Here is a 19,738-nt window from a genome sequence, read left to right as displayed (position 1 = left end):
ATGGCGTTATTTGGCACAGACCCGCTTGCAAAGACCAGAGCCGCAGCTATTGCTAGGCCCCATGAAAACACTGAACCTTTCCCCGCTTGATCCCGACTTCGTCCAAAACCCCTATGCCGCCTATACACGTGCGCGTGCGGAGGGCCCTGTGCTGTTCTGGCAAGACTACGGGATGATGGCCGCTTTTGATGCGGCGACGGTGCAGGCCCTGCTGCGCGACCGCCGTTTGGGCCGCGAGATCCCAGCAGACCAGCGCAAGCCCACGCCCGATCACATGCGCGACTTCTATGCGGTGGAAGACCAATCGATGCTCGAGCTTGAGCCGCCGACCCACACCCGTCTGCGCGGGTTGGTTCTGCGCGCCTTTACCTCGCGCCGGATTGCCGGCCTTGCCCCCGAGATCGAAGAGATCGCCCAAGCCCTGCTGGCCGACCTGCCCAAGGGCGAAGCCTTTGACCTGATCCCCGCTTTTTGCACCCAACTGCCCGTGCGCATCATCGCGCGGCTACTAGGCGTGCCCGAGGATATGTGGCCCGACCTGCTGCGCTGGTCCAATGATATGGTCGCCGTCTACCAGATCGGCCGGACCCGCGCGACCGAAGAGGCCGCCAATACCGCCGCCGCCGATTTCACCGCTTTCCTGCGCCGCTATGTCGACGAACGGCGCCAAGACCCGCGTGACGATCTGATCACCCAATTGATCGCCGCCGAAGAAGACGGCGAAAAACTAAGCACGGATGCGCTGATCGGCACCTGTATCCTGCTGCTGAACGCAGGCCACGAGGCGACGGTCCACGCGCTTGGCAACGGGATCGCCTGCTTGCTGGAAAATAACACCCCCGCTAGCGCCCTCGCCCCCGATGCGATCAACGCCACGGTTGAAGAGATCCTGCGCTACGACCCGCCCCTGCATGTCTTTGAACGTTTCGCCTACGAGGATATCGAACTGGGTGACGTCACGCTGGAAAAGGGCCGCAAAATCGCACTGGTGCTGGGGGCCGCGGGCCGTGATCCTGCGCTTTACGACCGGCCCGATGTGTTCGACCCGACCCGTCCGGCCAAGGCCCATGCGGCCTTTGGCGGTGGATTGCATTTCTGCGTCGGCGCGCCGCTGGCGCGGCTGGAAATGCAGATCGCGTTGCGTGCGCTTTTTGACCATGCGCCGAACCTGCAACTGGCCGAGCCCCCGCGTTTTGCCAACACCTACCATTTCCACAAGCTGGAACGGTTGATGGTGACGCTGTAAGCGGCCCTGCGTTACAGCGGCAGCATCGTGGTCGATTTGATCTCTTCCATCGACAGCAGCGCTGTGACGTTGTGCACGCGGACCTCTGAAATCAGCGCCTGATAAAAGGCATCATAGGCGCGGGCGTTCTTGACGCGGACCTTCAGGATATAGTCGATGTCCCCCGCCAGCCGGTGCGCCTCTTGCACTTCGGGACGGTTTTTCAACGCCTTGAGGAACGCCGCCTGCCAGTCGGCCTCGTGGGACGACGTGCGGATCAACACGAAGAAACACGCCTCGAAGCCAAGCGCCTCTGCATCCAGCACAACCGTATGCTGCCCGATCACCCCTGCCTCGCGCAGTTTACGAATCCGGTTCCACACAGGGGTCTTGGAACTGCCGACCTCGCGCGCGATATCGTCCAAGGACTGGCTGGCATCGCGTTGTAACTGCGCTAGAATTTTCCGGTCCACGTCATCGATCCGAACATCCATTCTGCTTTTCCTTCACTCTGTGGTCTGTTGTTCTGTTTGCAAGGCTGAATGGAACGTGCGTCCTTATATCCCCAGACACCTAGCGCCTTATTGGAATTATTTCCTATATAGAGCTCAAGCTAAGCGCAAGGACCGAACCACATGGATCATTTCCCAATCTACCTGTCCACCAAGGGCCAGCGCATCGTCTTGTCTGGCGGTGGCGAAGCGGCTTTGGCCAAGCTGCGCCTGCTGCTCAAGACCGAAGCCAAGATCAGCGTCTTCGCCCCGACCCCCGCGCCCGAGATCGCGGCATGGGCCGATGCGGGCCGCCTGACGCTGCACACCCGCGCACTGCGCCACGGCGATGTGCTGTGTGCGAAACTCTTCTACGCTGCCGATGAAGACGAGACCGAAGACGCCCGCACCGCCGCGATTGCGCGTGCCGAAGGGGCCTTGGTCAATATCGTCGACAATCTGGACGACAGCGCCTTTATCACCCCCGCCATCGTGGACCGTGACCCCGTAACCATCGCTATCGGCACCGAAGGCGCCGCCCCCGTGCTGGCCCGTGCGATCAAGGCTGATCTGGAAGAACGCCTGCCCACAACGCTGGGAACACTGGCGCGGATCGGCAAGGGTTTTCGCAAGATGGCCGACGCCCTGCCCTTTGGCCGCCCGCGCCGCGATTTCTGGCGTGACTATTACTTTGCCGCCGGCCCCCGCGCCGTGGCAGATGGCAAGGCCGCCGTTGAAAACGCGCTGACCACGCTGTTGGCCGACCACCAGTCCCGAGCTGCACGCGCCGGCCACATCGCCTTTGTCGGCGGCGGCCCCGGTGACCCCGAGCTGCTGACCCTCAAGGCGCGCCGCGCATTGGACGAGGCCGATGTGGTGATCTACGACCGGCTGATCAGCCCCGAGATCCTCGAGCTCGCCCGCCGCGAGGCGCTGATGATCGACGTGGGCAAGGAAGGCTTCGGCCCCTCCACCGCGCAGGAAACCATCAACGATCTGCTGGTCGAACACGCGCAAACGGGGGCACAGGTGGTGCGTCTGAAATCCGGCGATGCCACTATCTTTGGCCGCCTGGACGAAGAGATCGACGCCGTGGACGCCCATGGCATCGGCTGGCACATCGTGCCGGGGATCACCTCTGCTTCTGCCGCCGTGGCCACTATTGGGCAAAGTCTCACGAAACGCGGGCGCAACGCTTCGGTCCGGTTCCTGACGGGTCACGATATGAAGGGGTTTGCTGATCATGATTGGGCCACGCTCGCGCGTCCCGGCGAGGTCGCCGCGATCTATATGGGCAAGAAATCCGCACGCTTCATCCAAGGCCGCCTGCTGATGCATGGCGCGGACCGCAGCACGCCTGTCACCTTGGTTGAAAACGCCTCCCGCGCCAACCAGCGTATCGTCGAAACCACGCTGGACCGCTTGCCCACTGACCTTGCCGCGGCTGCCCTCGCTGGCCCCGCTCTTACCTTTTACGGCCTTGCCCCGCGTGCTGCAGCCCGTGCCACAACCGAATTTTTCCAAGAGGAGATGGCATAATGGCCAAGCCCTTCACCCCCAAAGTCGTCACCGCCAATGCCTTGCTGGAAGGCGATGTGATCTACCAGACCGCCACCGGCTGGACCCGCAAACTGGAAGAGGCCGAAGTCCTGACCGACGAGGCTGACGCCGACGTGCGGCTGATCGATGCGATCCAGCAAGCCGACCTGACCGTCGGGGCCTATCTGGCCGATGTCGACATCAGCACCGACACACCCAAGCCATCGCATTTCCGCGAAGCATTCCGCGCCAAGGGTCCAAGCAACTACACCCACGGCAAGCAGGAGGTTCAATAATGTACAGCTACACCGAATTTGACGATGCCTTCATCGCCGAACGCAACGCACAGTTTCGCGCGCAGGTCGAACGCCGCATCGACGGCTCCCTGACCGAGGATGAATTCAAGCCCCTGCGCCTGATGAACGGGCTCTATCTGCAGCTGCACGCCTATATGCTGCGCGTCGCGATCCCTTATGGCACGCTCAGCAGCCGCCAGATGCACAAGCTGGCCGATATTGCTGCCAAATGGGATAAGGGCTACGGCCATTTTACCACGCGCCAGAACATCCAGTACAACTGGCCCCAGCTGCGTGATGTCCCTGATATGCTGGACGCGCTGGCCGAAGTGAACATGCACGCCATCCAGACCAGCGGTAATACCATCCGCAACGTGACCGCCGACCATTTCGCCGGTGCCGCCGCGGATGAAATCGCCGATCCGCGCCCCGTGGCCGAACTGATCCGGCAGTGGTCCACCGACCACCCCGAATTCCAGTTCCTGCCGCGCAAGTTCAAGGTCGCTGTCTCTGGCGCGCCCCATGACCGTGCGGTGATCAAAGCCCATGATATCGGCCTGCAAATCGTCGAGAAAGATGGCGAGATCGGCTATCAAGTCATCGTCGGCGGCGGCCTTGGCCGGACCCCGATGATCGGCAAGGTGCTGTATGACTTCGTCAGCTCCGAAGACCTGCTGCCCACGCTCGAGGCCATCGTCTCGGTCTACAACCTGTTGGGCCGCCGCGATAATAAATACAAAGCGCGGATCAAAATCACCGTGCATGAGAACGGCATCGACGACATCCGCGCACGGGTGGACGCCCGCTATGCGCTGATCCGTCCGCAGTTCACCGGCGTCGACCAACAGATGCTGTCGCGGATCGAGGCGGATTTCGCCAGCCCGACGTTCAAGACCGCCCCGACGGACGCCTATACTGCTGCCTATGACAGTGATCCCGTGTTCAAAAGCTGGGCCGACACCAACCTGACCGACCACCGCGATCCGTCCTACGCGATCGTGTCGATCAGCCTCAAGGCCCATGGCAAGACCCCGGGCGACGCCACAACGGAGCAGATGCACCGTATGGCGGAACTGGCGGCTGAATACGGCCATGACGAACTGCGCATCAGCCACGAGCAGAACGTGATCCTGCCCCATGTGCACCGCGGCGACCTGCCCGCCTTGCACGCGGCGTTGAAAGAGGTCGGCCTTGCCACGGCCAATATCGGCCTGATCAGCGATATCATCGCGTGCCCCGGCATGGACTACTGCGCGCTGGCCACAGCCCGCTCGATCCCGATTGCCCAGGAAATCGCGACCCGCTTTGACGAGCTGAAGCTGGAACACGATGTCGGTCCGCTCAAGATCAAGATCTCGGGCTGCATCAATGCGTGTGGCCACCACCACGTGGGCCACATCGGGATTCTCGGACTCGATCGCGCCGGTGTCGAAAACTACCAGATCACTCTGGGCGGTGACGGCACCGAAAACGCCGCCATCGGAGAGCGCGCCGGTCCGGGCTTTTCCGCCGACGACATTATTCCGGCGATTGAACGGTTGGTAAAAGGCTACCTCGACCTGCGCAGCGACGCGGGCGAGACCTTCTTGCAAACCTATCGTCGCCTCGGTCTTGCCCCGTTCAAGGCCGTCCTCTACCCGGAAGCACAAGCCAATGCCGCGTGATCAACTGACACTTCCAAATGGGGAAAAAATCCTCCCCGAAGGGCCGGACCGCGTCGCAGCGCTGACCCGTCAGGTGGAAAAGCTGAACGATGGCCTGCGCCATCACAGCGCCACCGACGTGCTGCGTGCCGCGATCGACAACGTGCCCAATCTGGCGCTTGTCTCAAGCTTCGGGGCGGAATCCGTCGCCCTGTTGCACCTTGCCTCTATGGTGAAACGTGATCTGCCGGTGTTGTTCATCGACACAGAGATGCTGTTCGCCGAAACGCTGGTCTATCAGCAAGAGCTGAGCGAACGGTTGGGGCTGCGCAATGTGCAGACGATCCGGGCGCAGGACGTGGCAGAGAAAGACCCCGACGGGACGCTGCATCTGCGCGACCCGGACGCCTGCTGTGCCTTCCGCAAGACCGTGCCGCTGCAGCACGCGCTAGAGGGGTTCGACGGTTGGATCACGGGGCGCAAGCGGTTCCAGTCCGGCACCCGCGCCAGCCTGCCGTTCTTCGAGGTCGAAACCCCCGCCAATGCACCTGCGCGGATCAAGGTAAACCCGCTGGCTCATTGGCAGGCCTCCGACGTGTCGGATTATATCGACGAAAACCGCCTCCCCCGGCACCCGCTGGTGGCCCAAGGCTACCCCAGCATCGGCTGCGCCCCCTGCACCACCAAGGTGAAACCGGGCGAAGACCCCCGCGCCGGCCGCTGGAGAAACATTGAAAAAGAAGAATGCGGCATCCATTTTGTCGATGGCAAGATGGTCCGCACAGGAGCAAAGACATGACACAGTTGATCAATGATCAAGGGTTTGTGGCGGATGATTTCGCCACGCCCTACGCCCCCTTCGATGCTGCTGAAGGCGTAGAAGCGGGTGCGACCGCCCTTGACGTCCCCTCTGACGCGCAGCCGGAAACGATCCCTGTTGATGGTGCGATCTCAATGATCCGCGTGGCCTTCCCCAGTTCCGCAGACGGGCGTGGCTTTACCATCGCGCGCCAGCTGCGGTTGCGTGGCTACACCGGGCGGCTGCGGGCGCATGGGCATGTGATTGCGGACCAATACACCATGGCGCGCCGCTCGGGCTTTGACGAGGTCGAGATTCCCGATGATCTGGCCGCCCGTCAACCGCAGGACCAATGGCTGGCCCGTGCAAACTGGCAAGAGCATAATTATCAGGCGCGTTTGCGCGGCTGATCGGGGTTTTCGCCCCAAGATGCTTTCCCTGCCCCCTCCCTTCCCCTAGAGAAAGGCTGCGTGCCGCGATCCGCGCGTAGATGAAATTATGACCGAGCAGAATGTAGTGACCCAAACCGACGCCAAACCCGTACCCACGTTGCCTGACGCGCAGACCGTGACTTCTGTCAAACACTGGACGGACCGGCTGTTTTCCTTCCGCGTGACCCGCCCTGCGTCCTTGCGCTTTCGCTCGGGCGAGTTTGTGATGATCGGCCTGATGGGCGACCCGCACCCCGAGACCGGCAAGCAAAAGCCGCTGCTGCGCGCCTATTCCATTGCCTCGCCATCCTGGGACGAAGAGCTGGAGTTCTATTCGATCAAAGTGCAGGACGGCCCGCTGACCTCGAAGCTGCAGCACATCCAACCCGGCGACCAGATCATCCTGCGGCCCAAGCCCGTCGGCACACTGGTGCATGACGCGCTGCTGCCCGGCAAACGTCTGTGGCTTTTTGCGACCGGCACAGGCTTTGCGCCCTTTGCCTCGCTGCTGCGCGAACCGGAAACCTACGAGAAATTCGACCAGATCATCATGACCCACACCACCCGCGACGTGGCCGAGCTGGACTATGGCCGCACGCTGGTCGAGAGCCTTGCCGATGATCCCCTGATCGGCGAGATGATCGGCGACAAGCTGGTCTATTACCCCACCACCACCCGTGAACAAAGCCCCAAGATGGGCCGCATCACCAATCTGCTGCAGGACGGCACGGTGTTCAAAGACCTCGGCATCGACGGGATCAGCGCCGACACCGATCGCGGCATGGTCTGTGGCAGCCTTGAATTCAACAAGGACATCAAGGAGGTGCTTGAAGGTTTCGGGCTCGAGGAAGGGGCGAACTCCGACCCGAAACACTACGTCGTTGAAAAAGCCTTTGTCGGCTGATCCGACGCAGCGGTGTCCTTGCATGGGGCACCACAAATAAAACAAAAGCCGCGCTCTCTTTCGAGGCGCGGCTTTTTCATGTCTGGCGGATCGGCTTTGCGTGGGCCGCGCTTAAAGCGCCAGCGCCTCGCGGATCCGTGCGAGGATCGCGCGCAGGGCATCGGGGTTTTCACCGGCGGTGACCAGCCCTTGCTTCAGCAGCGCTTTCTGCGTGGCGGGCAGATCAGAGGTGTCGATCATGGTTTGCACCTTCTCCAGATCAAAGCCATCGACGGTGGTCAGCTGCTCTGGCGTGTCGGCATCGGCGGTGACGTCGGCCTGAACTTCTGTATCGGCTGCAGCCCCCGCATCTGTGCTCGCCTGTGCGTCTGTCGCGGCCACGGCGGCGGCTTCTTCCTCTTCAACCGCTGCGGCGTCTGCCTCGGCTTCTGGATCGGCGGCGGGTGCAGTGCCCGCTTGTGTGGTGCTGGCGGCATCGCTTTCTTCCGCATCGCTGGCGGCCATCGCATCGGCGTCGGCACTGGTGGACACTACCGCAGTGTCATCGGCGGTATCATTCGCCGCTTGCGTTGCATCCTCGGCGATCTGCTTGCCCGCGTTCATCGCATCCTCGCCCGCCTCTGCCGCGGCATCGGCCGCATCCTCGGCCGCTTCCGCCAGCGCGTCGGCTGCGGTATTCGCGGCCTCGGTGGTGGCTTCTACCGCCTCGGTCACTGCGCCCTCTGTCGCCTCGACAGCGTCGCCCACAGCTTCGGTCGCACTTTCCAGCGCCGCGGGTGCATTGACGGCATCCGACGCATCGGTCGCAATCTCCTGGACCGAACGGCCCGAATACAACATGTACGCGCCAATCGCGATCACCCCTGCGATGACAATCCAGATGAGGTTTTTCATGATGCTGTGGTTCCTTTGAACTTTGTTAATCCCCTGCTGCACATACTATATGCCAACACACACCGTCAAATGCGCGATACGCTGCTTCCCCTTGGGTAAATCCCCCAAAAATACGCGCTTTTACCCTGTATATGCGCCATTTTGCGACTTGAAGAAGACCATGAGCAGGTTTACCTTCCGTGCTCGACATCAGTACAACAATCAAAGGACGACCATCATCGCTCGCAGACCGCATAACGCGCCGCCGCAAAGAGACACCGGCCCGCGCATCAACGAAAACATCCGCGCCAACGAAATCCGCCTGATCGGTGCGGATGGGGAAAACGTCGGCGTCGTGACACCGGATCGCGCCATGGAAATGGCTGTTGATGCCGGACTTGATCTGGTCGAGATTTCGCCCAATGCCAACCCGCCCGTGTGCAAGATCATGGACTTTGGCAAATTCAAGTATGAGACGCAAAAGCGTGAAGCCGAAGCGCGCAAGAAGCAAAAGATCATCGAGATCAAAGAGGTCAAGTTCCGCCCGAACACCGATACCAATGACTATGACGTCAAGATGCGTAACGTGTTCAAGTTCCTCGACAATGGGGACAAGGTAAAGATCACGCTGCGGTTCCGCGGCCGTGAGATGGCCCACCAGAACCTTGGCCGCGAGCTGCTTGAACGTGTTGCCGAAGACACCAAAGAAGTTGGCCGCGTTGAAAACTTCCCGAAGATGGAAGGCCGCCAGATGGTCATGCTCATCGGGCCGCTGCCAAGCAAATAATTCCGGATCTTACAGTCCGAGACGCAAAAAGCCCCCGCAGTTTCCTGCGGGGGCTTTTCTATGTCTTGAAGGTCGCTGTCACTGACGCAGCAGACCTGTGATGTTGCGCACAACCGCACGACGGTTGGCGGGTTCGGCAGTCTCGGTCGGTACTTTCAGCGTGCTTTCACCGTAGCCCTGGGTGATCAGGTTGGCTGGCGGCACGTCAAAATACTCGGTCAGGGCCAATGCAACGGTTTCGGCACGACGGTCAGACAGCGCAAGGTTGTAGCCCGCATTGCCGACCGCATCGGTGTGCCCTTCCACAAGGATCACAGTGCGCGGATCATCCTTGATGGCATTGCTGATGGCGGTCCCGATCTTGGACAGTGCACGGGCCTGCTCAGGCTGGATTGCAGCCGACCCTGTCGCAAAGCGCACGGCGTCCAGCTCGATCTCGGGGGCCAAGGCACGGACCTGGCGGACGTCGCGCACCTGACGCAACGAATACCGCTGGGCCTGATCCCCACGCAGCTGCGTTTGCAACGCGGCACGCAGCGCTTCCTCGTTCTGCTGGCTGGCCAGCGTATTGGCCTGCGGACGGACCTGAGGCAGCTCGTTCACCACGATGCGTTCTTCAGCTTGGGTGTCATCGAACAGCACATATTCATTGCCTTGTGGATCGACGTTGATCCGGCGCAATACGGTGCCGTCGCGACCCAGAATGGTCACGATCTTGCTGCCGTTAGGCTTGATCACCGTGGTGCGCGAAGAACCGTCGTTGAACGTCTCGCGGCGGACTTCGTCACCGGCCTGACGCACAAGCGCGTCATCGTCTTTCAACACGCGCAGATCGCCATTCGTATCTTCAACAACCAGACGGTCACCCGAGTTGCTCACGACCTTCGAGCCGTTGTTCAGGATCGACCCGACAGCCACAGCACCGATACCGACGAGCAAGGCTTTCTCAAACTTGCTTAGCCCGTCGTCGTCATCGTCGTTATTGGCTTCGGTTTGAGCTTCTGCTTCAGCGGAGGTGTCACCGGTGACGGCCGTCGAAAATTCTTCATTCGAGGCGCGCGTGTCTTCTTCGGTGATCTCTTCTACCACAACGTCGGCCTTGGCTTCACCGCTATCAGCAGCGGCGGCGGCTTCGGCAGCAGCAGCTGCATCGGCGGCGCGCTGTTCCTGACGTGCTTCCTCGGCAGCTTGTTCGGCGGCCAGATCAGCGGCGATCTGCTCTTCCGTTTGCTGCTGGGTTTCCGCCTGTGCCTGAGTTTCGGTGTCAGAAGAACTGTCTTCCGGCACATCGGACTCGGCTTGCGTCTCCTCGGTCGTTTCGGCCTCTGTCGGCTCGGCCTGAGCTTGCGCCTCTGCTTCTACGCCAGCATCGCTTTCAGCAGCAGGGGCATCTGCCTCTGTCTCGGCAGGCTGCGCTTCGGGGCTTTCCGAGGTTTCAGCAGCGGCAGCGGCGTCTTGCTCTGCCTCGGCTTCGGCTGCAGCCTTGGCTTCAGCATCTGCGGCGATCTGTGCAGCGACGGCATCCTCACGCTCTGCTTCGGCCTGCGCTTCGGCGGCAGCAGCTTCCTCGGCCTCTGCGGCTTGCGCATCTGCAGCGGCCTGAGCTTCGGCAGCTTCTTGTTCAGCAGCCTGCGCGGCGGCGGCAGCTTCGGCATCAGCGGCAGCTTGCGCTTCAGCGGCTTCTGCTTCGGCTGCAGCGGCGGCGGCCTCTGCGTCGGCAGCGGCTTGCTCTTCCGCGGCGGCTTGGGCTTGCGCGGTGGCAGCGGCTTCGGCTTCGGCGGCGGCGGCAGCTTGCTCTTCCGCGGCGTCTACGGTTTCAGCGGCGGCTTCTGCATCGGGCTCTGCTGTCGCGTCGGCCTGGGCTTCCGCCTCAAGACCAAGGGCCTGCGCCAGATCACCATCGGCACGCAGTGTCATCATCTGATCAGCATCCGCCACGACACTGCCGTCAGGCAGCACGCATGGGAACACGGTTTGCTCCCCTTCGGCCACGCAGCTTTCTGTTGTCTGGGCAAAACCACCTGTGGGCAAAGCCAGCGCCAAACACATGGTCAAAGAGGTCGTCGATTTCAAAAGTTTATACATTCCTAATCCTCACGGGGTTATGGACGCCGTTCGGGCAGCGTTACGGCACAACACCGGTGCTGCAAAATCGTTCCCAACCCTGCGCAAGTGATAATCATCCAGACAGCAAAAAACCGCCCCAAGGTTTCCCAAGGGGCGGTTTTCATTAAAGTATCGAGCCGCTTAGGTAAGCGCGGCAACTGCCCGTTTTGTCATCACAGCAACCAGATGCGCACGGTAGTCACCACTGCCGTGCAGATCGCTGATCATACCGTCACCGGGCAGGCTCAACCCCGACAGGGCATCCACGGCAAAGTTCCCGCTCAGCGCGGCTTCTGCATCGCTCCACCGGAAGACGCCATCCTCCGACGCCCCGGTTACCGCGACCCGCACACCGTCAGCGAATTTTGCCACAAATACGGCCACCAGCGGGAAGCGCGAAGCAGGTTGGATGAATTTTTCGTAATGCGCCTTCTCGGGGATCGGGAAACGCACTTCGGTGACGATCTCGCCCTCGTCCAACGCGGTGGCAAACATCCCCTCAAAGAAATCATCCGCCGCGATCTCGCGCGCGTTGGTCACGATCGTCGCACCGCTGGCAAGCACCCCTGCCGGATAACAGGCCGAGGGGTCGTTATTCGCGACCGAACCGCCGATGGTGCCACGGTTGCGCACGGCCGGATCACCGATCCGCGCGGCCAGACTTGCCAGCCCGGGGTAATGCGCCTCTGCCTCTTTGGCGACGGTCGCATGTACGGTGCCCCCACCGATACACAGACGACCGTCATCGCCCATACGCACACCGCGCATGTCCTCGATCCCGCTCAACGACACCAGAACCGACGGCATCGCCAAGCGCGCCTTCAGCGTGGGGATCAGCGTTTGCCCGCCGCTTAGCGGTTGCGCCTCGTCCTGCCCCAAGGCCGAGACCGCCTCGGCCACTGTCGCGGGTTTCACTACATCAAAATCATACATCTTGCGTCCTTCCAGTCAGAGAGCGGGCCGCGGCCCCAAACGTCTCTCTTCATTTTGCCAATAAACTCCGGGGGCGCGGGGGCTGGCCCCCGCCTTGACTCATCCTCTTATCCGTTCATCGCCGCCCAAACCCGCGCCGGTGTGACAGGCATGTCGATATGCCCGACATCCTTACCGCCCGATCGCATGGCGTCCAATACCGCATTCACCACCGCAGGCGGCGACCCGATGGCCCCTGCCTCACCGCAGCCTTTCACGCCCAGGGGGTTGTGCGTACAGGGTGTCTGGCACGAATGGTCAACGGTATAGAACGGCAGATCGCTGGCCCGTGGCATCGCGTAATCCATGTAGGACGCGCTGAGCAACTGACCGTCGCTGTCATAGGTGCAATTCTCCATCAGCGCTTGCCCGATCCCCTGTGCAATCCCGCCGTGGACCTGACCGCTCACGATCATCGGGTTGACGATATTGCCAAAGTCATCTGCCGCCGCAAAACGGTCAATGGTCACATGGCCGGTTTCGGGGTCCAACTCGACCTCGCAGGCATAGGCACCGGACGGATAGGTAAAGTTCGACGGATCGTAGAAAGCCGTCTCTTCCAGACCGGGCTCGATATCCTCCAGCGGGTAGTTATGCGGCACATAGGCGGCCAGCGTCACATCCCCCCAAGCAACGGATTTATCCGTCCCCGCCACGGTAAAGGCCCCGTCTTTCAGCTCGATATCCCCTTCCGAGGCTTCCAGCAGGTGCGACGCGATCTTGGTGGCCTTGGCGATGATCTTTTCTGTGGCGCGGACCATAGCAGACCCGCCAACCGCAAGGGAGCGCGAGCCGTAGGTGCCCATCCCCATCGGCGTGTTGGCCGTGTCACCATGCACGATCTCGACCATCTCTTCGGGGATACCGATCATCTCGGCGATGACCTGAGGAAACGCAGTCTCGTGTCCCTGCCCGTGGCTGTGGCTGCCGGTCATCACGACCAGACCGCCCGTGGCATTGACCCGCACGGTGGCGGATTCATACAGACCCGCCCGCGCGCCGAGCTGCCCTACAAGGTTCGAGGGCGCGATGCCGCACGCCTCGATATAGCAGTTCACGCCGAACCCACGCAGCTTGCCTTTGGCCTCGCTTTGCTTGCGACGCGCGTCGAAACCGGCGAAATCGGCGATCTCTTCCAGCTTGTCCATCGTGGCCACATAATCACCCGTGTCATATTCCACCGCGACCGGCGTGGCATAGGGGAATTCGGTGATGAAATTCTGCCGCCGCAAGGCAATCGGGTCGAGCCCAAGCTCATGGGCGCATTTATCCACCAGCCGTTCAAGCTGATAGGTCGCCTCTGGCCTGCCCGCGCCGCGATAGGCATCGACGGGCACGGTATTCGTAAACACGGCCTTTACGTTCACATAGATGAGCGGCGTTTTGTAGTTGCCCGCCATCAAGGTGCCGTGCAGCCAAGTGGGCACCGACGGCGCGAAGGTCGACAGATAAGCCCCCATATTCGCGTAGGTATCCGTGCGCAGCGCGGTAAAGTTATTGTCTGCGTCCAGCGCCATCTGGATCTTGGTTACATGGTCGCGCCCGTGGGCGTCGGACATGAAGGCCTCGGACCGGCTGGAGGTCCATTTCACCGGACGGTTACAGGCTTTGGCGGCAAAGGTGCAGAACGCCTCTTCCTGATAGTGGAAAATCTTGGTGCCAAAGCCGCCGCCCACATCGGGGGCCACGACGCGCAGCTTGTGTTCGGGGATGCCCAGAACAAAAGCCCCCATCAGCAGGCGGATCACATGAGGGTTCTGGCTGGTGGTGTAAAGCGTATGATCGCCTGTCCCGCGTGCATAGTCGCCGACGGCGACGCGCGGCTCCATCGGGTTGGCGACCAGACGGTTGTTGACCAGTTCCAGCGTGGTGACATGGGCCGCGTCTTCGAAGGCCTTGTCCACCGCGCCTTTGTTTTCTTCGACAAAGCCCCAATCGTAGCAGAGGTTCGAGGTCAGATCGTCATGGACCTTGGGCGCGCCTTCCTGCACCGCCTGCTTCATATCGACGACGGCGGGCAGATCGGTGATATCGACGACGATCGCCTCTGCCGCGTCGCGGGCCTGCGACAGCGTTTCAGCGACAACGGCCGCGATGGGTTCGCCTACGTGTCGCACCTTGCCCTCTGCCAGCACGGGGTGGCGCGGTTCCTGCATGGGCTCGCCATGCTTGTCCGTGACCTGCCAGCCGCAGGGGATCGACCCGACCTCGGCGAAATCGGCACCGGTAAAGATCTTCACGACCCCCGGCATCCCCTCTGCCGCGGATGTATCGACCGAATTCAGCACCCCATGGGCAATTTCCGAGCGCAGAAAGAACACATGCGCCTGTCCGTGCAGGTTGATATCGTCGGTATAATTCCCCTCACCGGTCAAAAACCGGATATCCTCGCGCCGCTTGCTGCTGGCACCAATTCCGCCGTCCTTTGGCATGGTCAATTCCTCCCTATGGGGCACGGATCGGGTCCGCACCGTCGTATGTGGCTTTTGCGTTTGGCTTTATTCTTATGTCGTCAATCTATGGGTTGCTGCGGTTCCCCGTTTGCGTGGGAAAGCGCGGTTTTCAGAATGGGTGCGCCGTGTCCTCCCGACCCTGCATCCAACAGGGCCGCACGTCGCACGGTGGTTATTCGGCAGCCAGCGCGCTGACGTCCTGGCCGGATGCGGCCATGATCGCTTTGACGATGTTATGGTAACCGGTGCAGCGGCAGATGTTGCCGTCCAGATAGTGCCGGACCTCTGCCTCGGTCGGCTTGGGGTTGTCTTTCAGCAGCGCCGAGGCTGACATGATCATGCCCGGTGTACAAAAGCCGCATTGCAGCCCGTGGTGGTCCTGAAACGCCTGTTGAATCACCGTCAGCGATCCATCGGGGTTGGCCATGGATTCGATCGTCTTTACCTCGGCCCCGTCCGCTTCGACCGCGAGCATGGTACAGGCCTTGACCGCCTCGCCGTTGACATGAACCACGCAGGCCCCGCACTGGCTGGTGTCGCAGCCGATATGCGTGCCGGTCAGGCTCAGGTTGTCGCGCAGGAATGACGCCAGCAACGTGCGCCCTTCGACGGCACCAGATGCAGGTTTACCGTTCACGGTCATTTTGACCTCGGTCATGATGTTCCTCCCGTTTTATGTCATGTGTTGGGTCGAGTTAAGCACGCCAAAGGGGCGTTGAGAACAGAAATTTTTCGCATGGGTTGAACTTCGCGGGCGCGGCGCGGCGGCGGGCCTTGCGTCAGGGTCGGTCAGCCGCGTCTTGGTTGCGGGCGGGTGGCGATCTCTTTCAGCAGGCCGCCCACCCCCATGCGGGCGATATCGCGCGGGGATACCTCGATGCCGCAGATCACCCGCGACAGCACCCAATCCGCCCCATTCAACGCAGGAGAGCGCGCGCAGCCTGGCAGGCCGATCACCGGCGTATCGCCCATCTGCCCCAGAAACAGCAGATTGCCCGGGTCAACCGGCATGCCAAAGCGCGAGACCTCTCCACCTGCGGCGCGCAGGGCCTGCGGGGCCACGTCATCAATGTCAGAGGTGGCAGAGCCGGTGAGGATCAGCGTCAGCGCCGTATCCGCCGCGGCAATGGCATCGCGCAGGGCGGTGACCTCATGCGGGACCATCACGACTTTTTTCAAATCCACATCCAGCGCAGAGAGCCGGTCTGCGATGGCCTTTTTCCCCTTATCGCCCGCGCCGCCGTCAATCTCGGTGATGATCAGCGTCGCGTCTTTGATCTGCGGCGGCACCAGCCGGATCGCGCCGCGTCCGGCATCACAGGCGGCGGCAAGATCGCTTTGCGCAACGGCGTAAGAGATAATCTTGATCGTCGCCACCATGCCCCCCGCTGCCATCTGCTGGAACGGCGGGACCGTGGCCAGCGTGATCATCGGGTGCACGGCGTTCAACGCTTCAAGCGCGCGCACATCCAGCTGCGCCACCCCCGGCCCATCGGCCAGCAGGTTCACGCGGCCGGTAAAGGCGCGTGTCATCGTCAGATGGGGATGCGCCGCCAGCACTGCCTGCGCCACCTGTGCCGCGGCGGTGTTTTCATCCACATCCCCTGGCGCGAGCTGCGCCACGATGATGCGGTCGATGCCCTCTGCCTGAAGCTCGGCCAGATGCGCGGGCTCTAGCCGTAAGCCCTTGCGCAAACGGCCCGAGGGCAGTGCGATGGAATGGGCCAGCACGGCACCTTCGGCCTGCGCCGTGTCGACGGGGCCAAACTTCACGGTTTTCTCAGGGCTTGGATCATCTGCGACAGGATCGACACCGCGATCTCGGGCGGGCCGGCGGCCCCGATGTCCAGCCCGACAGGGCCGTTGATGCGCGCGATGTCGGCCGCGGTAAAGCCCGCCTCTTCCAGCCGTGCCACGCGGGAGGCATGGGTGCGTTTCGACCCGAGCGCCCCGATATAGAAGGCGTCGGACCGGAGTGCTACATGCAGCGCGGGGTCGTCCAGCTTGGGGTCATGGGTCAGCAGCACAACGGCGCTGCGGGTATCAACGCCGACGGTGTTCATCGCCGCGTCCGGCCAATCGTTGATCACCTGTGCATCGGGGAAACGCGCTTGCGATCCAAAGGCCTCGCGCGGGTCGATGACCACGGCGTCAAAGCCCGCGACCTGCGCCATGGGTACTAAGGCTTGCGCGATGTGGACCGCCCCGACGATGACCAGCCGCAGCGGCGGGTTGTGGATCGCGACAAATGTTTCGCCATCCTCTTCCACGCCGGAACGGTCCATGCGGAAGCGGTCTGCAAAGCCGCCCGTTACCAAGCGCCCCACCCCGCCCGAAAGCGGCACCTGATAGGCCACGGGCTGGCGGGCAGCGCGGGCGCGGACAAGCTCGCCCAGAACGTCAAACGGCATCGCCTTTTCGCCCACAGGTTCGACCAACACGCGAATCTTGCCGCCACAGGCTAGCCCCACGGCAAAAGCGTCGCCGTCGCTGACGCCATATTCCAGCAAACGCGGCGTGCCGTCCTCGATCGCCTCAAGCGCCTCGACCACCACAGCCCCCTCGACACAACCGCCCGAGACAGAGCCCTGCATTTCGCCATCTGCGGCGATGGCCAGCTGCGCGCCCACCCGTCGCGGGGCAGAGCCCCATGTCTCCACCACCGTGGCCAGCGCGGCCCCGCGGCCCGCTTGCGCCCATGCATAAGCGCGTTCCGGTGCGTTCTCGAAAATCTCCATGGCGGGTGGTCTCCTTAACTTGTCGCGGCGGCGACTGTTCTTATGTAGGGCGTCCCATGCCCCCGCTCAATCAGATAACGGGGAGATAACTTGCACGCCGCCCTGCACACTACTACATCTTGGGCAATGACATGCCAGACGGAGCGCCCCACACATGCCCATGCAAGCCCGCGAAATCGAAGACCTGCTGCGCGAGACCTTTCCAAACGCCAAGATCACCGTCGAAGGCAATGACGGCGTGCATATGGCCGCGATGATCATCGACGAAAGTTTCCGTGGTCAGAACCGCGTGCAACAGCAACGTGCCGTCTATGCCGCGCTCAAGGGCCGGATGGATGGATCGAACGGCGAACTGCACGCGCTCGCGCTGACGACCAAAGCGCCGGATTGATCCGGTGGACCCGATCCTGGTCCTGATCCTCAGCGTCTTGGTGCTGATCGTGGCGGTTCTGCGCGGCCTACAGGCGCTGAAACACACACGCGATACCGAACGCGGATCAAAGCCGGGCAAGGGGTATCACGAAATTGACGCGACCTATCATTCGGGTGGCGGCGGCGGCGGACATCAGACCAACTACCGCATCCCCCGCGACCCTCAAGAATACGCGAAACGCTTTATACCAAAGGACAAATCGAAATGACCGACGCAAAAACGCAAATTCAGGAAACCATCACCGCCAACCACGTTGTGCTGTTCATGAAAGGCAACAAAACAATGCCGCAGTGCGGGTTCTCGTCCCGTGTGGCTGGCGTGTTGAACTATATGAATGTCGACTACACCGACGTGAACGTATTGGCCGACGAAGAGCTGCGTCAGGGGATCAAGGATTTCTCCGACTGGCCCACCATCCCGCAGCTTTATGTCAAAGGCGAATTCGTTGGCGGCTGTGACATCATCACCGAAATGATGCTGTCGGGCGAGCTGGACACGCTGCTGGAAGAAAACGGCGTCGGCTTTGACAAAGAAGCCGCCGACAAGATCCGCGAAGCCAACGGCTAACGATCGACTGATAAGAAACGGGTGCGCCTTGGATCAAGGGGCACCCGAACCGCGCCACGGATGTCGGCGCACGCCCTGCATAGATCGTGTTACTGTGCCTGACACGCCGCGTAGAGCGTGACATCTTCACCCGCCGCCGCATCATGCCAGAATAGGGTCGCGGCGTCCCCCTTGCTCCACCAGACATAGCCAGAACCGTCCGAGGGCCATGCATAGCGCGCCCCTGATGCCGCGCGGGTCCGGACCAGCGTAACCATGCGGTTTTCCACATAAAGCACAGCCGTCGCATCGCCGTGTTCGGGAGTGGCATAGGAAACCGGCACCTCGACCCCGCGCTCGCAGATATAGGTGGCGGTGACCGGCATGGCCTGCGCGAAAGCGCTGCCCCCTACCCCGAGCCACCACGCCGCCGCGGCCCCGAATGCGATGGTGTGCCGCAGGATCACTGGGCTGTATCTTGGGCCGTGTCTCGAGCCTTGTCTTCGATCTCGCTCGCCAAGGCTTCGGCGCGGGCGGCCATTTCGGCAAGGCTGTCGGTGACGCTTTGCGGGATGACAGGCACCTCGATCCGCTCGGGCTCCACCACGACATTGCGCAGGCTTGCAAGCTCTGCGTCACGCTCTGCCAGTTCGGCGCGGGCTTCCTTGATCTTATCCTCGACGGAGGCGGTTTTATCGGCCAACAGCAGACCCGCCATCAACAACATCCGCGCTTCGGGCATCCGGCCCACCTGATCCGACAACACCTGCGCTTCATCGTCGAGCATCTTGGCAGCGGCGTGCAGGTAGTCTTCCTCGCCCTCCTGGCAGGAGACTTCGAATTGGCGACCACCGATAGAGATAGTAACTTCGGGCATCAGGCAGACTCCTCGGCAGTGGGAACAAGCGGGGTAAGAACAGAGAGGATCGCGTCCGCCTCTGCCACATCGGCGCGACGGGCGGCATGCAGCGCGTCAAGCTCTGCCTGTAAGGCGGCATTGATCAGATCGGCGTCCCCCACCCCTTCAGCATTGGCTTCGCGCAATGCAGCGCAGGCATCGGCCAGCTGCGCATTGGCGCGGCGCACCCGCTGGATTTCCAGATCAAGTTTTTCGGTCTGGGCCTGTGCCGCGGCCGCACTGTTGTTGCGCGCCTGTGCTGTGGCCAGTTCAGCCCGCAGATGCGCGGTTTCATCCTCCAGCCGCTTTTTCAGGGCAGTGACCTGTTCAGAAAGCTCTGCGTTGACAGCACGTTCCTGGGCCAGTTCTTCCGAAAGATCGGGAACATCTGCCTTGGCGACGGCCAGTTTGTCAGCTCCGCGCGATGCCCTTTCAAGCGCCGCCAGAATACGGCCTTGCAAGTGTTCTATGTCGCTCATCGCAGGGTTCCTCGTAAAACGTCGTATGTCAGTCGTGAAATGCAGTTTGCCAACCATCGAATCGCTGGTCAACGTGGTTTCCGCTGATCCTACCGAAACCAAAGGCGGAATACTGCCCCTTTAAG

At 61.9% G+C, this 19,738-nt stretch carries 22 protein-coding genes; 11 read left to right on the top strand and 11 right to left on the bottom strand.

Annotation, left to right across the window (positions count from 1 at the left end):
- Positions 1-61: 61 nt before the first annotated feature.
- Positions 62-1,246, top strand: a complete 1,185-nt coding sequence (locus GLP43_RS08805; protein ID WP_237279014.1) for a cytochrome P450 — start codon at positions 62-64, stop codon at positions 1,244-1,246.
- Positions 1,247-1,257: 11 nt separating this feature from the next.
- On the opposite strand, the gene GLP43_RS08800 is transcribed toward GLP43_RS08805, so the two are convergent.
- Positions 1,258-1,719: an Lrp/AsnC family transcriptional regulator gene (locus tag GLP43_RS08800; RefSeq protein ID WP_005853026.1), complete on the bottom strand. Its 462-nt coding sequence runs from the start codon at positions 1,717-1,719 to the stop codon at positions 1,258-1,260.
- A 141-nt stretch (positions 1,720-1,860) separates the two neighbouring features.
- Here GLP43_RS08800 and cysG point away from each other — a divergent pair, with 141 nt between their 5' ends.
- The 6 genes from cysG to GLP43_RS08770 all read left to right on the top strand — a co-directional run bounded on the left by cysG (position 1,861) and on the right by GLP43_RS08770 (position 7,328).
- A complete protein-coding gene (cysG, locus tag GLP43_RS08795; RefSeq protein WP_237279013.1) occupies positions 1,861-3,255 on the top strand; it encodes a siroheme synthase CysG in 1,395 nt (464 codons plus the stop codon).
- Entirely contained in the window at positions 3,255-3,551 is a 297-nt protein-coding gene (locus GLP43_RS08790; RefSeq protein ID WP_237279012.1) for a DUF2849 domain-containing protein, read from the top strand. The genes cysG and GLP43_RS08790 overlap by 1 nt, the downstream gene beginning before the upstream one ends.
- Positions 3,551-5,215, top strand: a complete 1,665-nt coding sequence (locus GLP43_RS08785; protein WP_237279011.1) for a nitrite/sulfite reductase — start codon at positions 3,551-3,553, stop codon at positions 5,213-5,215. Before GLP43_RS08790 ends, GLP43_RS08785 begins: the two co-directional genes overlap by 1 nt.
- A complete protein-coding gene (locus GLP43_RS08780) occupies positions 5,205-5,993 on the top strand; it encodes a phosphoadenylyl-sulfate reductase (protein WP_237279010.1) in 789 nt (262 codons plus the stop codon). The genes GLP43_RS08785 and GLP43_RS08780 overlap by 11 nt, the downstream gene beginning before the upstream one ends.
- On the top strand, positions 5,990-6,403 hold the full coding sequence (locus GLP43_RS08775) for a DUF934 domain-containing protein (protein WP_237279009.1): 414 nt from the start codon (positions 5,990-5,992) through the stop codon (positions 6,401-6,403). The genes GLP43_RS08780 and GLP43_RS08775 overlap by 4 nt, the downstream gene beginning before the upstream one ends.
- An 88-nt stretch (positions 6,404-6,491) precedes the next feature.
- Positions 6,492-7,328, top strand: a complete 837-nt coding sequence (locus GLP43_RS08770) for a ferredoxin--NADP reductase (RefSeq protein WP_064216053.1) — start codon at positions 6,492-6,494, stop codon at positions 7,326-7,328.
- A 111-nt stretch (positions 7,329-7,439) separates the two neighbouring features.
- On the opposite strand, the gene GLP43_RS08765 is transcribed toward GLP43_RS08770, so the two are convergent.
- Positions 7,440-8,222 carry a hypothetical protein gene (locus GLP43_RS08765; protein ID WP_237279008.1) on the bottom strand — a complete coding sequence of 261 codons (783 nt, stop codon included), beginning with the start codon at positions 8,220-8,222 and terminating at the stop codon, positions 7,440-7,442.
- A 160-nt stretch (positions 8,223-8,382) separates the two neighbouring features.
- On the opposite strand from GLP43_RS08765, the gene infC reads away from it, so the two are divergent.
- Positions 8,383-8,988, top strand: coding sequence for a translation initiation factor IF-3 (infC, locus tag GLP43_RS08760; protein ID WP_005853012.1), 606 nt, complete (start codon positions 8,383-8,385; stop codon positions 8,986-8,988).
- 78 nt (positions 8,989-9,066) lie between these two features.
- Here the strand turns inward: infC and GLP43_RS08755 are convergent, their stop codons facing one another.
- The 6 genes from GLP43_RS08755 to GLP43_RS08730 all read right to left on the bottom strand — a co-directional run bounded on the left by GLP43_RS08755 (position 9,067) and on the right by GLP43_RS08730 (position 17,257).
- Positions 9,067-11,073 carry an OmpA family protein gene (locus GLP43_RS08755; protein ID WP_237279007.1) on the bottom strand — a complete coding sequence of 669 codons (2,007 nt, stop codon included), beginning with the start codon at positions 11,071-11,073 and terminating at the stop codon, positions 9,067-9,069.
- A gap of 162 nt (positions 11,074-11,235) precedes the next feature.
- A complete protein-coding gene (locus GLP43_RS08750; RefSeq protein ID WP_237279006.1) occupies positions 11,236-12,027 on the bottom strand; it encodes an FAD binding domain-containing protein in 792 nt (263 codons plus the stop codon).
- 107 nt (positions 12,028-12,134) lie between these two features.
- Entirely contained in the window at positions 12,135-14,498 is a 2,364-nt protein-coding gene (locus GLP43_RS08745) for a xanthine dehydrogenase family protein molybdopterin-binding subunit (protein WP_237279005.1), read from the bottom strand.
- 193 nt (positions 14,499-14,691) lie between these two features.
- Positions 14,692-15,177, bottom strand: coding sequence for a (2Fe-2S)-binding protein (locus GLP43_RS08740; protein WP_237279004.1), 486 nt, complete (start codon positions 15,175-15,177; stop codon positions 14,692-14,694).
- A gap of 131 nt (positions 15,178-15,308) precedes the next feature.
- On the bottom strand, positions 15,309-16,292 hold the full coding sequence (locus GLP43_RS08735; RefSeq protein WP_237279003.1) for a molybdopterin-binding protein: 984 nt from the start codon (positions 16,290-16,292) through the stop codon (positions 15,309-15,311).
- Positions 16,289-17,257: an XdhC family protein gene (locus GLP43_RS08730; RefSeq protein WP_237279002.1), complete on the bottom strand. Its 969-nt coding sequence runs from the start codon at positions 17,255-17,257 to the stop codon at positions 16,289-16,291. The genes GLP43_RS08735 and GLP43_RS08730 overlap by 4 nt, the downstream gene beginning before the upstream one ends.
- A 154-nt stretch (positions 17,258-17,411) precedes the next feature.
- On the opposite strand from GLP43_RS08730, the gene GLP43_RS08725 reads away from it, so the two are divergent.
- From GLP43_RS08725 to grxD, 3 genes are read left to right on the top strand one after another with little or no spacing between them, the layout of a single operon-like run.
- Positions 17,412-17,648 (top strand): BolA/IbaG family iron-sulfur metabolism protein, encoded by a 237-nt coding sequence (locus GLP43_RS08725; protein WP_074635070.1) that lies wholly within the window; start codon positions 17,412-17,414, stop codon positions 17,646-17,648.
- Between the two features lie 4 nt (positions 17,649-17,652).
- The gene (locus GLP43_RS08720; protein WP_009826787.1) at positions 17,653-17,898 is read left to right on the top strand and encodes a hypothetical protein; all 246 of its coding nucleotides are present in this window, start codon (positions 17,653-17,655) and stop codon (positions 17,896-17,898) included.
- Positions 17,895-18,257: a Grx4 family monothiol glutaredoxin gene (grxD, locus tag GLP43_RS08715; protein ID WP_237279001.1), complete on the top strand. Its 363-nt coding sequence runs from the start codon at positions 17,895-17,897 to the stop codon at positions 18,255-18,257. The genes GLP43_RS08720 and grxD overlap by 4 nt, the downstream gene beginning before the upstream one ends.
- Positions 18,258-18,346: 89 nt before the next feature.
- Here grxD and GLP43_RS08710 read toward each other — a convergent pair whose 3' ends face one another.
- From GLP43_RS08710 to GLP43_RS08700, 3 genes are read right to left on the bottom strand one after another with little or no spacing between them, the layout of a single operon-like run.
- Complete coding sequence (locus tag GLP43_RS08710) at positions 18,347-18,703, bottom strand: MliC family protein (protein WP_237279000.1); 357 nt, start codon at positions 18,701-18,703, stop codon at positions 18,347-18,349.
- The gene (locus GLP43_RS08705; RefSeq protein ID WP_237278999.1) at positions 18,700-19,113 is read right to left on the bottom strand and encodes a cell division protein ZapA; all 414 of its coding nucleotides are present in this window, start codon (positions 19,111-19,113) and stop codon (positions 18,700-18,702) included. The genes GLP43_RS08710 and GLP43_RS08705 overlap by 4 nt, the downstream gene beginning before the upstream one ends.
- A complete protein-coding gene (locus GLP43_RS08700) occupies positions 19,113-19,613 on the bottom strand; it encodes a hypothetical protein (protein WP_237278998.1) in 501 nt (166 codons plus the stop codon). The genes GLP43_RS08705 and GLP43_RS08700 overlap by 1 nt, the downstream gene beginning before the upstream one ends.
- Positions 19,614-19,738: the final 125 nt, after the last annotated feature.

The sequence above is a fragment of the Sulfitobacter sp. M39 genome (genome assembly GCF_021735935.1).
GTDB lineage: Bacteria > Pseudomonadota > Alphaproteobacteria > Rhodobacterales > Rhodobacteraceae > Sulfitobacter.
The sequence above is the reverse complement of the archived record's forward strand: the minus strand, read 5'-3'. Positions and strand labels throughout refer to the sequence as shown.